The sequence below is a fragment of the Arenibacter palladensis genome (genome assembly GCF_900129275.1).
Lineage (GTDB): Bacteria > Bacteroidota > Bacteroidia > Flavobacteriales > Flavobacteriaceae > Arenibacter > Arenibacter palladensis.
Map to the genome: position 1 here is coordinate 139,862 of NZ_FQUX01000002.1, position 13,957 is coordinate 153,818.

The 13,957-nt window shown below is 38.5% G+C and carries 12 protein-coding genes; 4 read left to right on the forward strand and 8 right to left on the reverse strand.

The window, feature by feature from the left end:
• Positions 1 to 2 precede the first annotated feature (2 nt).
• Positions 3 to 467, reverse strand: a complete 465-nt coding sequence (locus BUA60_RS06650) for a GNAT family N-acetyltransferase (protein WP_072860992.1) — start codon at positions 465 to 467, stop codon at positions 3 to 5.
• Positions 468 to 639: 172 nt separating this feature from the next.
• Here BUA60_RS06650 and BUA60_RS06655 point away from each other — a divergent pair, with 172 nt between their 5' ends.
• The gene (locus BUA60_RS06655; protein ID WP_072860993.1) at positions 640 to 1,527 is read left to right on the forward strand and encodes a hypothetical protein; all 888 of its coding nucleotides are present in this window, start codon (positions 640 to 642) and stop codon (positions 1,525 to 1,527) included.
• 71 nt (positions 1,528 to 1,598) lie between these two features.
• Here the strand turns inward: BUA60_RS06655 and fumC are convergent, their stop codons facing one another.
• From fumC to BUA60_RS06670, 3 genes are all read right to left on the reverse strand, one after another.
• A complete protein-coding gene (fumC, locus tag BUA60_RS06660) occupies positions 1,599 to 2,996 on the reverse strand; it encodes a class II fumarate hydratase (RefSeq protein WP_072860994.1) in 1,398 nt (465 codons plus the stop codon).
• A 91-nt stretch (positions 2,997 to 3,087) separates the two neighbouring features.
• On the reverse strand, positions 3,088 to 3,492 hold the full coding sequence (locus BUA60_RS06665; protein ID WP_072860995.1) for a thiol-disulfide oxidoreductase DCC family protein: 405 nt from the start codon (positions 3,490 to 3,492) through the stop codon (positions 3,088 to 3,090).
• A gap of 23 nt (positions 3,493 to 3,515) precedes the next feature.
• A complete protein-coding gene (locus BUA60_RS06670; protein ID WP_072860996.1) occupies positions 3,516 to 5,687 on the reverse strand; it encodes an endonuclease MutS2 in 2,172 nt (723 codons plus the stop codon).
• Between the two features lie 242 nt (positions 5,688 to 5,929).
• Between BUA60_RS06670 and BUA60_RS06675 the strand changes: the two genes are divergently transcribed.
• Entirely contained in the window at positions 5,930 to 6,979 is a 1,050-nt protein-coding gene (locus BUA60_RS06675; RefSeq protein WP_072860997.1) for a DUF6340 family protein, read from the forward strand.
• Positions 6,980 to 7,275: 296 nt separating this feature from the next.
• Entirely contained in the window at positions 7,276 to 8,325 is a 1,050-nt protein-coding gene (locus BUA60_RS06680; RefSeq protein ID WP_072860998.1) for a DUF6340 family protein, read from the forward strand.
• A 73-nt stretch (positions 8,326 to 8,398) separates the two neighbouring features.
• On the opposite strand, the gene BUA60_RS06685 is transcribed toward BUA60_RS06680, so the two are convergent.
• From BUA60_RS06685 to BUA60_RS06700, 4 genes are read right to left on the reverse strand one after another with little or no spacing between them, the layout of a single operon-like run.
• Positions 8,399 to 10,219: an ABC transporter ATP-binding protein gene (locus BUA60_RS06685; RefSeq protein ID WP_072860999.1), complete on the reverse strand. Its 1,821-nt coding sequence runs from the start codon at positions 10,217 to 10,219 to the stop codon at positions 8,399 to 8,401.
• The gene (locus BUA60_RS06690) at positions 10,219 to 11,928 is read right to left on the reverse strand and encodes a phospho-sugar mutase (protein WP_072861000.1); all 1,710 of its coding nucleotides are present in this window, start codon (positions 11,926 to 11,928) and stop codon (positions 10,219 to 10,221) included. The genes BUA60_RS06685 and BUA60_RS06690 overlap by 1 nt, the downstream gene beginning before the upstream one ends.
• A 46-nt stretch (positions 11,929 to 11,974) precedes the next feature.
• On the reverse strand, positions 11,975 to 12,931 hold the full coding sequence (locus BUA60_RS06695; RefSeq protein ID WP_072861001.1) for a glycosyltransferase family 2 protein: 957 nt from the start codon (positions 12,929 to 12,931) through the stop codon (positions 11,975 to 11,977).
• A gap of 35 nt (positions 12,932 to 12,966) precedes the next feature.
• A complete protein-coding gene (locus BUA60_RS06700) occupies positions 12,967 to 13,491 on the reverse strand; it encodes a DUF4199 domain-containing protein (protein WP_072861002.1) in 525 nt (174 codons plus the stop codon).
• 167 nt (positions 13,492 to 13,658) lie between these two features.
• Here BUA60_RS06700 and BUA60_RS06705 point away from each other — a divergent pair, with 167 nt between their 5' ends.
• Complete coding sequence (locus BUA60_RS06705) at positions 13,659 to 13,910, forward strand: type B 50S ribosomal protein L31 (RefSeq protein WP_031443897.1); 252 nt, start codon at positions 13,659 to 13,661, stop codon at positions 13,908 to 13,910.
• The last annotated feature ends 47 nt before the right edge of the window (positions 13,911 to 13,957 follow it).

The following is a 13,957-nucleotide window of genomic DNA, read 5'->3' on the forward strand; positions in this document are numbered from 1 at the left end:
TTTTAAATTAGTAATAATTCCATTTTAATGTCACTCCTCGCATAGGGGAGATTCTTTTCGATTTCAACTTCTTTGAAACCATACTTTCTATAAATATAAAGGGCGTTTTCCAATTTGGTGCTCGAATACAAAATTAATTTATCCCATTTGTTTTGTTTGGCATGTTCAATGGCAAAAACTAAAAGTGCTTGGCCAATTTTCAAACCTTGAAAATTCGGATCTACGGCCATTTTGCCCAATTCATACGTTCTGTCCCCCACTTTTAAAAATGCAAAGCAACCTACTATTTCCTCATTGTACTGTGCAAAAAATATATACCCACCTTTACCTATTATGTTGGCTTCACAGTTTTCCAAGAGAATGGTGTCCATAGGCTCAACATAAAAATATTTTTCCAACCATGCCACATTAAGGTCCTTAAACCTTGTTGCATAGCTCGATTCAAAAGGTACAATACTTAATGACATCTTGGTACGATCAGTATTTTACTAAATTTACGGTAATCATTTTGTATTCTTAAGAAGGAAATTTATTTTTTTTAACTAAAAAAATCTAAAATCCAAACCTGATCGTATATAGAGTGTTACAAACAAATAAATTTAAGGTTAAAAAAAAATTAAATAATTAATAATTACAATTATGACTGAAACAAAAAGTAATAATGGATTGAAGGTTATTGCAGGTTTATTAGGTGTAATTTTACTTGGGGTAATCATTTACACAGTAAGTTTATATCAGGATAAACAAAAGAACACTGCATTACTTACAAAAGAAAAAGAATTGGTTGTTGAAGATTTGACCAGTTTGAAATCTGAGTATGACAAAGCTATCTTGGAAAGCAACGCTACCAATGAGGAATTGGTTTCCGCCAGGGATAACATTGCAAAATACATTGATTCCGTTAAGACAATGAAAGCCGATATCGCAAGTCTATATCGTTACAGAAAGCAAGTAGGTATCTTGACCAAAGAAAGGGAGCAACTATTAAGAAAGGTTGATTCTTTAACCAGATCCAATACTTTCTTGGCCATGCAAAGGGACAGCACCTATGTTGAATTGGAAAAGCAAACTGTTTTCAACGATTCTTTAGTTGTACAGAATACCCAATTGGCAGATGTAGTTGAAAAAGGTTCAGCTTTAAATTTATCCAAATTCTCTGTAGATGCAGTTAAGGAAAGAACAAGCGGTAAATTGGTTTCTACTTCCAGAGCTAAGGCTACCGACAAATTAAAAGTTTGTTTCACCGTTGCGGACAACGTAATTGCCCAAGCTGGTGACAGACAATTCTTTATTGAGGTTTTGGATCCACAAGGAAATGTTTTGGGAGAAAGTTTCTCTAAAACAAGTGATTCGGGAGCTTCTGTTACTTACAGCAAAGGAACTGAATTCTACTATGAGAACCGCTCTTTGGACGTATGTGATTTCATTAACAAGCCTGCAAGTGAATTCCAAAAAGGAAACTATATGGTAAATGTTTATGATAACAATTTAAAATTATTGGGAACTTCCAAGTTTCAATTAAAATAAGGAACACTATCCATTTAAATAAAAAGGCCAATCTTTCGGGATTGGCCTTTTTTAATTATTGACTTCAAGTATTAATCCAAGGTACCTACCATATCCTCAGGTTTTACCCATTCATCGTAATCCTCTGCGGTTACATATCCTAAATTAATGGCCTCTTCCTTTAAAGTAGTACCATTTTTATGGGCCGTATTGGCAATTTCTGCAGCCTTGTAATATCCTATTTTAGTATTCAAGGCCGTAACCAACATCAAGGAATTATTTAAAAGTTGCTTAATAACATCGTGATTAGGTTCTATGCCTACGGCACAGTTCTCATCGAAACTAACACAGGCATCCCCGATCAATTGTGCAGATTGCAAAATGTTCGCCGCCATCATGGGCTTAAAAACGTTGAGTTCGTAATGCCCTTGCGTACCACCTACGCTAATGGCTACATCGTTCCCCATCACTTGGGCACAGACCATGGTCAGGGCCTCACATTGTGTAGGATTAACTTTTCCAGGCATAATGGAACTACCTGGCTCGTTTGCGGGAATAATAATTTCACCGATCCCCGATCTTGGTCCGGAAGCCATCATTCTTATATCGTTGGCAATTTTGTTCAAGGATACCGCCAACTGCTTTAAGGCGCCATGGGTTTCTACAATAGCATCATGGGCAGCTAAAGCCTCAAACTTATTTTCCGCAGTTTTAAACGGCAGTCCCGTAAATCTGGCAATATATTGTGAAACCAATACATCGTAACCTTTGGGAGCATTTAAACCGGTGCCTACGGCAGTACCACCAAGTGCCAATTCACTCAAATGATCCAAAGTATTGTCCAAGGCCTTTAGCCCGTGGTCCAATTGGGAAACGTAACCGGAAATCTCCTGTCCCAAGGTTAGGGGAGTGGCATCCATTAAATGCGTCCTACCTATTTTTACCACCTTGGCAAATTCCTTTGCCTTTTTATCCAACGTATTCCTTAGTTGCGTAATTCCAGGTATGGTTACTTCAACAATCTTCTTATAGGCTGCAATATGCATCCCAGTAGGAAAAGTATCGTTGGAAGATTGGGATTTATTTACATCATCATTGGGCTGAATGGTCTTTTCACCTTCCCCTATTTTTTTTCCGGCCAATTCATGGGCCCTATTGGCGATCACCTCGTTAACGTTCATGTTACTTTGGGTTCCAGATCCGGTTTGCCATATTACCAAAGGAAATTGGTCATCGTGTTTGCCTTCCAATATTTCATCACATACTTGGGCAATACGATCTCTTTTTTCTTCGGATAGTACTCCCAATTCAAAATTGGCGTAGGCCGCCGCTTTTTTTAAATAGGCAAATCCATAAACTACATCCAAGGGCATTGATGCCGCCGGACCAATTTTAAAATTATTTCTCGAGCGTTCGGTTTGAGCTCCCCAATATTTGTTGGACGGCACTTTAACCTCGCCCATGGTATCCTTTTCTATACGATATTCCATAATTTAAATTGAGTTTATTGATAATTACAAATTTACATTTATCTGATTAAGTAATAAAATTTCCAAATGGGTCAGAAAGGAAATTCAACTGTCATAAAAATTTTGATTTCAGTTCTGGTGTCGGAATCATACAGGCATCCTTTCTACCATACCATTTATATCTGTTTTTGGCTATATAGTCGTACACCCAATCTCTAATTTTTTCAGGTATCCATTCAAAAACGCTTGCCAACTGCCAGACTCCGCCAAAAGACTGGGCAATTTTAAGGGCAGCGGTAGATTTGGTATAATAGGCTACACCGGGTTCTATAAGAATAATACTGTCGACCTGGGAGGTATCTATCCCGCGCTCTTCCACTAATTTCTTTCCGATTTCGCTTTGTAGTGCCGCAAACCTGTACACATTTCCTTTATCGCGCTTTATAACGTACTGTACAGAACTATTGCAAAGATTGCAAACCCCATCAAAGAGTATTATTTTATTGTCTTGAATCATTATCTGAGTGGTCCAACCACATTTTATATTTTTCTTTCTACCAATTCCAATTGGTCTACAGCAACATTGGTGGTAAAAATACCATAGTTAACAATAGCCTTGTTCTTTTCCAAACTGTCTATACTGCCCACTGCCTTTCCATCAATTAAACGCACACGGTCGCCCACCTTAAATACGGGGCGTGGCTTGTTTTTTTCCTTTACCTCTGCCTTCTTTTTCTCAACTTTTTTCTTTTCTCGGATTACCTCTACCTTTTTTATCACCTCTTGTTCTACTTTGGCCTTTCTTTCTTTTTGGGCCTTTACTTCCTTTACCGATTGTTTTTTGCGCTTGCTATTTTCTGTTTCTACAATTCGTATCAATTCAGAAACCAAATTGCGTTTCTTTTTATCCTGAAAATATTTTTCCGCCGCCGTGTTTACCTTATTTCCCAAATAGATCATCCTTTGGTTATGATCATACAATTCCTGATAGTTTTCCAATTTGGATTTGATCTTGGAATTAAGGTCCTCCAATTTTTGGGCTTCCGTTCTGGCCTTGGATTCCTCTTCCTGAAGCCTGGACCCGGTTTTTTCCATTTTACTACGCTCCTTTTGTAGTTTGGCTATAGTGGCATCAAAACGAACCTTCCCGCGCTCTATTTTCTTTTTAGCTTTATTAATGAGGCTATAGGGAATACCGTTCTTTTGCGCCACCTCAAAAGTAAAGGAACTACCGGCCTGTCCCAATACCAACTGATAAGTGGGTTCCAAGGACTTACCATCAAAAAGCATATTGGCATTGGTAACATGAGGCAATTCATTGGCCAACAATTTAAGATTGGCATAATGGGTGGTAATAACTCCGTAGGCACCCCTTTCATAGAAAACCTCCAGAAAGGTCTCGGCTAGGGCACCGCCCAGTTCCGGATCACTTCCTGTTCCAAATTCGTCTATTAGAAACAAGGTCTTGTCATTACATTTACGCAAGAAGTAATTCATGTTCTTCAAGCGATAGCTGTAGGTGCTGAGATGATTCTCAATGGATTGGTTGTCACCAATATCCGTTAGGATATTGTCAAACAAACATACCTTGGACCTCTCATGCACAGGGATCAATAAACCACTCTGTAGCATTACCTGTAAAAGACCAATTGTTTTTAGTGTAATACTTTTCCCCCCGGCATTGGGTCCGGATATAACTATAATTCTGTTTTCAGGATGCAGGGTAATTGTTTGGGGGTATGTTTTTTCCTTTTTATACTTATTGCTCAAAAATAGCAAGGGATGGTAGGCATCCCTCAGAAAAAGCTCCCTATTATCACTAATTTCGGGCAATAGGGCATCCATTTCCAGAGCATATTTTGCCTTGGACGCCGTAATGTCCATATGAACCAAAAAATCCTGATAAGCATATAGTTCAGGTGCAAACGGCCGTATACGATTGGTTAGATCGTTCAATATTTTTTGTACCTCTTCCCGTTCCTCGAATTCCAGATTTCCGAGTTCCCTACTATATCTTAGGGTCGCCTCTGGTTCTATATAGACAATGCTCCCGGTTTTGGAAGTTCCCATAACGGCTCCCTTAACTTTTTTTCGATACATGCTCTTCACGGCAAGTACCCTTCTATTATCTACAACCGATTCCCTGATTTCATCCAAAAGTTCCGAGGCATGGTAGGTATTCAGTGCTGTGGCAAAACTCTGATTTATTTTACCCTTCACCACAACCATTTGGGAACGGATACTTTGAAGGTTGCTGGAAGCATTATCCTTTATTTCCCCAAATTTATCAATCACAGCCTCTATATTTCGAGGAATTTCAGTGTTAAGGGTTATTTCATCGGAAACAGCGAAAAGCAAGGGATAGTACTCTTTAAATTTTATAAAGAATTTAATATGGGTAGCTACTGTTGTACATATGGAACCTATTTTCTTGAACCCACCTACTTCCAAAGTGGTATTCTCAATTTTAAGGAGTTTCAACTCCGGATTAATGGTATCAAAGTTATGATTGGGAATCCTATTGTCATTGGAATAGGAGGCCAAATACTCGGAAGTTTGTCCCAAAACGTCCAATAATTCGGATTTGATGGAAATTGGTTCCAGATTAGCCACCTGTTCCTTTCCCAACTCGGTGGTACAACGAGCTGCCAATTGCAAAAGGACAGTATTAAACTCGAGATCTTGAAGCGTTTTTGAACTTATTTTATTCATTTAATCAATTTTCCTTTCCATGAGGATTTACAACCTTCAAAGGTAAGGAATAGGCGCTATATGGGAGGACTGTAAAAGGATGTATTTATTACTCTGGTCCACCTTTTTTTAACTCAAGGACCTAGCCCAAGTAAGGAAAAGTAAAGGAATATTGGTTCCCTGAACAATATTTTTGGTACAGTATATGTTTTATAGCTAGGCTATTACTATAGTTTTATTAAGAAACCAATTAAAACCAGCACATGAAAAACCATAAATCAATACTCGGATATATTGTTATAGGCATTTTATTAATGTCCTGCAGTGCCACCAACAACTTAACGATGGGTGCCACTGAACCGGCCATAGTGCATCTTCCCAAGGATGTCCAAAGAATAGGAATCATCAATAGAAGTTTACCCTCTGAAGGCAATAAGCAAATTGACAAAATAGACCAAATATTGTCTGCCGAAGGTCTAAATCTGGATAAAAAAGGAGCCGAAGTTGCCATTCAAGCCCTATCCGATAAATTGGCCGGTACAGGAAGGTATGAAGAAATACTTATCTTGGATAACGAAACGGAAATTAGAAAAGGCCTGGATGTCTTTCCTGCCAGTCTTTCCTGGGAGGTTATAGGGGAGATTTGTGCAGCCAACGGTGTTGACGCTATATTTTCTTTGGCTTTTTACGATACGGACACACAAGTTTCCTATAAACCATCCGTAATGCAACTACCCAACAGTTTGGGTGTTAAAGTGTCGGTTCCAGCCCATGAGGTTACCCTAAATACCCTTATTAAAAATGGATGGCGAATTTATAACCCCAGTACCAGGCAAATTGTGGACGAATTTATGTACACAGATCACCTAGTATCATCAGGAAAAGGTATTAATCCGGTTAAGGCTATCGAAGCCGTAGCACGTAGAAACGAGGCTGTTGAGGAATTGAGTAAGAATATTGGCTATGCCTATGGATCTAGACTTTCGCCATATAAGCATAGAATTTCAAGAGACTATTTTGTACGTGGAACCGATAATTTCGTAGTGGCAAAAAGAAGGGCTCAAACCGGGGATTGGCAAGGTGCTGCCCAACTATGGGAAAAAGAATTGGGTAATTCCAAGGCCAAAATAGCAGGAAGGGCCTGTTACAATATGGCCATAATAAATGAGATAAACGGGGATTTGAATGCCGCCATGGATTGGGCTTCCAAATCTTATGCGGATTACGAGAATAAGGATGCCCTTAGATATTTGAATATCCTTAAATACCGATTATCGCAAAATGAAATCTTGGAGCAACAAGCATCAAGATAGCCACAATTGCAAATTATAAGGCACTTTTCATAATAACATAACTACAAAAAGTCCGTTTTCCAAAGGAAAGGAAATGGACTTTTTTTGGTGTAATGAATATTTCTTAAACAATACTAATTCTTAAAACTGTATCACTAGCATTGTTTAAATGGTGTTTTTGAGCGAAAAAAGTCGAAATAACCCTGAAAATCAATGGTTTTGGGATAAAAGGACAATATTTTCCATATAAATTGAGTTTTAGAAAGGTTATGATATTACGTTTAATTTTTATTTCGTTTCAAATAAATTTACAAAGCATGCGAAAGTTTTGTACCCAGTTTTTTTTGTTAGCCCTTTTAGCTTCATTTGTAGGCTGTGGATCCACTAAAGAAATTGTTCTTCAAACTTTAGAACCCTCACCTGTACATATTTCCCAAAAAATTAAAAGAATAGGCATCGTTAATAGGAGTATATTACCAGAGTTGGAAGAAGATGAAATAGGCCTCAATAGAATGGTTGCGGCCGAAGAGCAATGGCTTTCAGAAAAGGGTAGGAATGCTGCCCTTACGGGGCTGTTCAACGAGTTGCTAAAAGACAACCGTTTTGAGACTGTTAAAATCTTGGATTCGATACCCCAAGAAATTTTACATTTTGAGATGGGAAACGATTCTATTTCCTGGACTACTGTTGAAAATATTTGTAATACTTACGATGTGGATGCCATTTTTTCAATGGCCTTTTTTGATACGGAAACCAAAGTATCCATAAAGAAAACATCTATGATGCAGCCAAACCTCATGAGGGTAAAGGTAAAGGTACCGGCCCAAGAGCTTACCTTGGAAACCCTGATTGAAAATGGATGGAAAATATACTATCCCAATTCCAAGGAAATAATTGATGAGATAGTTTTTAACGATCAAGTTATATCCATAGGCAAAGGCACCAATCCTATAGAGGCCTATAAGGCCATAGAGGACAGAAAGGAGACCCTTGTGGAGCAGAGCAAGGCCTCGGGCAGCAATTATGGGCAGCGACTATTACCTTTTGAAAACAGTGTAGAAAGATCATACTTTGCGCGTGGTACCACCAATTTTGAACAAGCCAGTATTTTAGTGGAAAATGGGGACTGGCAGGGAGCATCACAACTTTGGCAAAAGGAATTGGATAATACCAATTCCAAAATTGCAGGCCGCGCCTGTTACAATATGGCCGTATTGAACGAAATTAATGGCGACTTGACAGCAGCTATGGATTGGGCATCAAAATCCTATAAAGTCCATGAAATCAAGGATGCCATGGAATACCTGGATATACTTGAATATAGGTTGTTCCAAAATCAAATTTTGGAACAACAGGTCTCTAGATAATTGCACCAATACAATAGATCCAAAGTACCATCTTTATGTGGATCAGTGCCATATTTTAAGATATAGACAAGTCTTAAAATGATTGCATGGTAACCAACTTTTTATAGACCCCATTTTTATCCATAAGTTGGGAATGGGATCCTTGTTCCACAATCTCCCCCTTTTGCAAAACTACGATGGTATCGGCATTTTGTATGGTGGAAAGTCTGTGGGCAATAACAATGGAGGTCCTATTCTGCATCATTTTTTCCAAAGCATCCTGCACCAATCTTTCGCTTTCCGTATCCAAGGCAGAGGTAGCCTCATCCAGAATCATAATGGGTGGATTTTTTAGAACGGCCCTGGCAATGGACAACCTTTGTTTTTGTCCACCACTTAATTTATTTCCACTATCCCCAATATTCGTATTGTACCCTAGGGGCAGCTCACTGATAAAATCATGGGCATTGGCTATTTTGGCAGCTTCAATTATTTCTTCCTCCGTAGCATCTTCTTTTCCGAGTCCAATATTACTTTTAACGGTATCATTGAATAAAATGGAATCCTGGGTTACAAGTCCCATTAAATTGCGAAGTGATTTTTTGGTAAAATCCCGAATATCAACGCCATCAATTTTTATCTCCCCCTCATTAACATCATAAAAACGGGTCATTAAATTGGCTATGGTACTTTTTCCACTTCCAGATTGGCCTACCAAGGCCACGGTTTTACCCTTGGGAACTTTAAGATTAAAATTCTTCAATACATATTCATCCTCATATTTAAAGGAAACACCATTGATCTCTATTCCCTTATCGAAGGTAGGTTTCACTACAGCTTCCTTCTTTTCAACAATTGGATTTTCTGTTTCCAAAATTTCCAATACCCGCTCAGCAGCCGCATTTCCCTTTTTCACGCCGAAAGAAGCCTTACTAATGGCTTTTGCCGGGGTAAGTATGTTGTATGCAAGCCCCATATAGGCAATGAACGAGGAGGCATCCAAGGTTTTATCTATCAAGACCATTTTACCACCAAACCAAAGCAGAACCCCAATAACCATTATACCCAAGAATTCTCCCGTTGGGGAAGCAAGGTTTTGTCTATTCAACAATTTATTTGAAAAGTGGAAAAATCTATTAGTGGAAGTGGTAAAGGTCTTATAAAATCTGGATTCCGAATTAAAGGCCTTAATTACCCTTAGACCACCCAAGGTCTCCTCTACAATTGATAAAAACTCACCTTGTTCCTTTTGAACCCTATCCGATTTCTTCTTTAGTGATTTACCAATCCTTGAAATGATCATTCCCGCAATAGGAATGAAAATGAATACGAAAAGAGTAAGTTTTGTACTTATCCCGAACATGATCACTATGGTGAACAATATGGTTAATGGCTCTCTAACAATGAGTTCCAAAATGGACAGAAAGGAATGTTGTATTTCCAAAACGTCGGAAGTAATTCGTGCGATAACATCGCCTTTTCGCTTCTCCGAATAATAGGATATGGGCAAATCCACTATTTTGGCGTACATCTTGTTTCTGATGTCCTTTAATACCCCGTTTCTTAAAAACGTAATAAAATACATGGCCAGGTAATTGAAGAAATTTTTCAAAAGGAAAAGTATCAATACCAGTCCAATGACCAAGACCAAGCCTTTCATTTCATCATCACCGGAATAGGCATTGACCCTATAATTAATATAATCCTGCAAATAATCCTTTAGTTGCCCCAAACCTTCATATACCGGTTCAACCAAAATCTTTTCCTCTGGCTTAAAGAGTACGTCCAACATGGGAATTAGGGCCGCAAAGGAAAGGGCACTGAAAAGGGCATATAGAATATTAAAAAAAATGTTTAAAAAACCGTATTTACGGTAGGGTTTGGCAAAGCGAAGAATCTTTTTAAAATACTCCATTAACCTATATTCAGTTCTTTAAGGATTCTTTCAATTTTAGCTTCCAGCTCAGCGTCTACTTTTTTATAATCGGCCGCGTTCTTCAATTTGGTATTGATGCTAAAGTAAAACTTGATCTTAGGTTCCGTACCGCTTGGTCTGGCCGCCATTTTGGTGCCGTCCTCCGTAATGTAAATCAATACGTTGGATTTTGGAATATCTATTGGGGTCACTTTACCTGTAATTACGTTTTTAGAGGTCGCAGTATTGTAATCTTCTACAACAACAACTTTGGAACCGTCTATGCTTTCAACGGGATTATCCTTAAAATCGATCATCATCTGTTTAATTTCTTCCGCTCCCGACATCCCTTTCTTGGTCAAGGAAATCAATTTTTCCTTAAAGAACCCGTAGTCCACATAGCAATCTATAAGATCCTTGTAGAAGGAGCTGCCATTTGCTTTGGCGTTGGCACCAATTTCACAGGCCAATAGGGTAGAGGTTACCGCATCCTTATCCCGTACAAAATCGCCCACCATAAATCCAAAACTTTCCTCGCCACCACCAATGAAAGGCTGTTCCGGGAAATCTTTGATCATTTTGGCGATCCACTTAAAACCTGTTAGGGCGGTCTTACATTCCACCCCATAGCCTTTGGCCAAGGAGTCCATCATAGGAGTGGAAACAATGGTAGAGGCTATAAATTCTTTACCTGTAATTCCTTTTTTCTTACGTTGATCCAGCAAAAATTTGGTCATCATGATCATGGCCTGGTTGCCGTTCAAAATCTCCATTTTTCCCTCTAGGTTACGAACAGCTACTCCTAGTCGGTCGCTATCCGGATCGGTACCAATTACCATATCCGCACCAATTTCCTCTGCCTTTTTAATGGCCATGGATAGGGCCTCGGGCTCCTCGGGGTTTGGTGATACTACCGTTGGGAAATTACCATCTGGCTTGGCCTGTTCCTCAATAACGGTAACATTTTTATACCCGGCCCTTTTAAGTACCTCTGGTATTACAGTGATAGAAGTACCGTGAAGGGAAGTAAAGACTATTTTAAAATCGTCCTTGCCCTTGGCATCGAAATTGCCATTTTTAACGGAAGCTTCAATAAAGGCCTCATCCACCTTTTTATCTATTAATTCTATTAAGCTCTCATCGGCATTGAATTTGATATCTTCAAAGGAAAGGCTATTTATTTCGCTAACTATGGCGCCATCCTGCGGCGGTACTATTTGTCCCCCATCGGTCCAATACACTTTGTAACCGTTGTATTCCGGTGGATTATGTGAAGCTGTTAAAACAATACCTGCATGGCAATTGAGATATTTTACGGCGAAAGACAGTTCTGGGGTAGTACGCAGTTCTGAAAACAGGAACACTTTAATACCATTGGCAGAAAAAACTTGGGCCACTGTCCTGGCCAAGGTGTCACTATTATGTCTACAGTCATAGGCAATAACCACTTTGACCTGTTCATCCTTATATACTTGGTTCAGGTAATTACTAAGGCCTTGGGTACTTTTTCCCAAAGTGTATTTGTTAATTCTATTGGTACCGGCACCCATAATTCCCCGCATCCCTCCGGTTCCAAATTCCAGGTTCTTATAAAAACGGTCCTTTAGCTCTTCAGTATTGCTATCTATTAACTTTTGAATCTCGGTCTTGGTCTTATCGTCAAAAAAATCGGTCAACCAATTTTTGGCATTTTTTAGTATGGCTTCCATAGTTATTTGGTATTATATGTTCTTTAAAAATACGAAGAATATTCTTTTATTTTTCGGTGATATTTATTTCTTCCGTGATATTGTAACGGGTTTCATTCTTGCGGGATCTTACCATTATTTCCCCTAAAAAGCCTGCAAGGAAAAGTTGTGTCCCTATAAGCATGGCTGTCAGTGCAATATAAAATTGGGGACGTTCCGTAATGAGTCGCCCAAAAGGGTTGATGAATACTTTATCTATTCCCAAATAAAGGGCAAATCCAAAACCAATAGTAAACATAAGGACTCCCAAAGCACCAAAAAGGTGCATGGGGCGTTTTCCAAACTTGGAAACGAACCAGATGGTAATCAGGTCTAAAAAGCCATTAATAAAACGGTCCATCCCAAATTTGGTCTTCCCATATTTCCTGGCCTGATGCTGTACTACCTTTTCATCTATTTTATGAAATCCGGCACTTTTGGCCAAAACAGGAATGTAGCGGTGCATTTCTCCAGAGACTTCAATTGTTTTTACCACCTCTTTTCTATAGGCTTTTAGACCACAATTAAAATCGTGCAATCTTACCCCGGAAGTTTTGCGTGCGGCCCAATTAAATAACTTGGAGGGAAGGTTTTTACTGAGTATGGAGTCATATCTTTTTTTCTTCCATCCTGAAATAAGATCAAAGCCCTCTTGTTTGATCATTTGGTATAATTCCGGAATTTCCTCGGGATTGTCCTGTAGGTCCGCGTCCATAGTAATGACCACATCGCCTTGCGCTGCCTTAAATCCGGCATGAAGAGCCTGCGATTTTCCAAAATTCTTTAAGAACCGTATACCTTTCACATTGGGGTTGGACTTGCCCAATTTGGTGATAATGTTCCAAGAACCATCGGTACTTCCATCATCTATAAAAAGTATTTCATATAAAAAATGATTGGATTGCATTACAGGTACAATCCAATCATGCAGTTCTGTCAACGATTCTTCTTCGTTAAGTAAGGGAATTATTATAGATATATTCATTCGGTACTAATGGAAAATCTTTTCAAAAGTACAAATTACTGAATAGTTTCTTTCTTTTTTAAAATTAAAGCAGGAATAAGTGATAATAAAAGGCTTGCTACGACACTATAAACCAATCCAAATACAATTTGCATTGATGGTGTAGTAAATTTTTTGGCACCTTCCATTTGGGCATCAATTTGCTCCGGAGTCATTTTAGTAGTTTCCATGAGCAAGCCCTTTTGGTATTCCATGGCCTTGTTCATCATTTCAGGATCAATCACCCCTGCGAGGATCTGATTAAAAATAATCCCCATGATACCAGCGATCAAGCCAATGCCCACACCAACTTTTAATCCTTGCCCAAAGGACATAAAACCTTTATTGTCCTTTTTAAATTGTATCATGCCAATAGCGATTACGGCAATGGTTATCAGAAGGCTAACGCCCATTACCATAGGGCCACCCTGATAATGCATATCCAACGAATATAACATCAATAAAAATGCTACACTAATGGCACCCAGGATAAGGCCATAGGTTAAAGCATACTTTCCAGTTTTTGGTTGGTTTTCTTCCATGTTGATCAAATATTTAATAGTTTTTATGGTTAGTATTATCGGGCATAAATTTGTTACATTTAAAGATAGGCTATTTTTATTTTTCTTTTTTGAAGTTTTAAGTTGTTGTTTTCAGAAAAATATTTAAATTTGCACCTCGAAATTAAGCAGGAACAAACGTTTTTACAATGAAAAAAGATATACATCCAGGGAATTATAGATTGGTAGCCTTTAAGGACATGTCCAATGAAGAGGTTTTTATCACTAAATCCACAGCCGATACCAAAGAAACTTTAGATGTTGATGGAGTTGAATATCCATTGGTTAAATTGGAAATTTCAAGAACTTCACATCCATTCTATACTGGTAAGGCCAAATTTTTGGATACTGCAGGACGTATCGATAAATTTAAGAGCAAGTACGAGAAGTTCAAAAAATAATATTTTCTTTACAAAAGAGTTATTAAGTCACGCAGTAGCGTGACTTT

Excerpts from the sequence above, each read along its gene's own strand:
- BUA60_RS06680 (WP_072860998.1), top strand. The coding sequence starts at position 7,276 with ATGCGAAAGTTTTGTACCCAGTTTTTTTTGTTAGCCCTTTTAGCTTCA.
- BUA60_RS06650 (WP_072860992.1), bottom strand. The coding sequence starts at position 467 with ATGTCATTAAGTATTGTACCTTTTGAATCGAGCTATGCAACAAGGTTT.
- BUA60_RS06675 (WP_072860997.1), top strand. The coding sequence starts at position 5,930 with ATGAAAAACCATAAATCAATACTCGGATATATTGTTATAGGCATTTTA.
- BUA60_RS06665 (WP_072860995.1), bottom strand. The coding sequence starts at position 3,492 with ATGATTCAAGACAATAAAATAATACTCTTTGATGGGGTTTGCAATCTT.
- BUA60_RS06670 (WP_072860996.1), bottom strand. The coding sequence starts at position 5,687 with ATGAATAAAATAAGTTCAAAAACGCTTCAAGATCTCGAGTTTAATACT.
- BUA60_RS06655 (WP_072860993.1), top strand. The coding sequence starts at position 640 with ATGACTGAAACAAAAAGTAATAATGGATTGAAGGTTATTGCAGGTTTA.
- fumC (WP_072860994.1), bottom strand. The coding sequence starts at position 2,996 with ATGGAATATCGTATAGAAAAGGATACCATGGGCGAGGTTAAAGTGCCG.
- BUA60_RS06685 (WP_072860999.1), bottom strand. The coding sequence starts at position 10,219 with ATGGAGTATTTTAAAAAGATTCTTCGCTTTGCCAAACCCTACCGTAAA.
- BUA60_RS06705 (WP_031443897.1), top strand. The coding sequence starts at position 13,659 with ATGAAAAAAGATATACATCCAGGGAATTATAGATTGGTAGCCTTTAAG.
- BUA60_RS06690 (WP_072861000.1), bottom strand. The coding sequence starts at position 11,928 with ATGGAAGCCATACTAAAAAATGCCAAAAATTGGTTGACCGATTTTTTT.
- BUA60_RS06695 (WP_072861001.1), bottom strand. The coding sequence starts at position 12,931 with ATGAATATATCTATAATAATTCCCTTACTTAACGAAGAAGAATCGTTG.
- BUA60_RS06700 (WP_072861002.1), bottom strand. The coding sequence starts at position 13,491 with ATGGAAGAAAACCAACCAAAAACTGGAAAGTATGCTTTAACCTATGGC.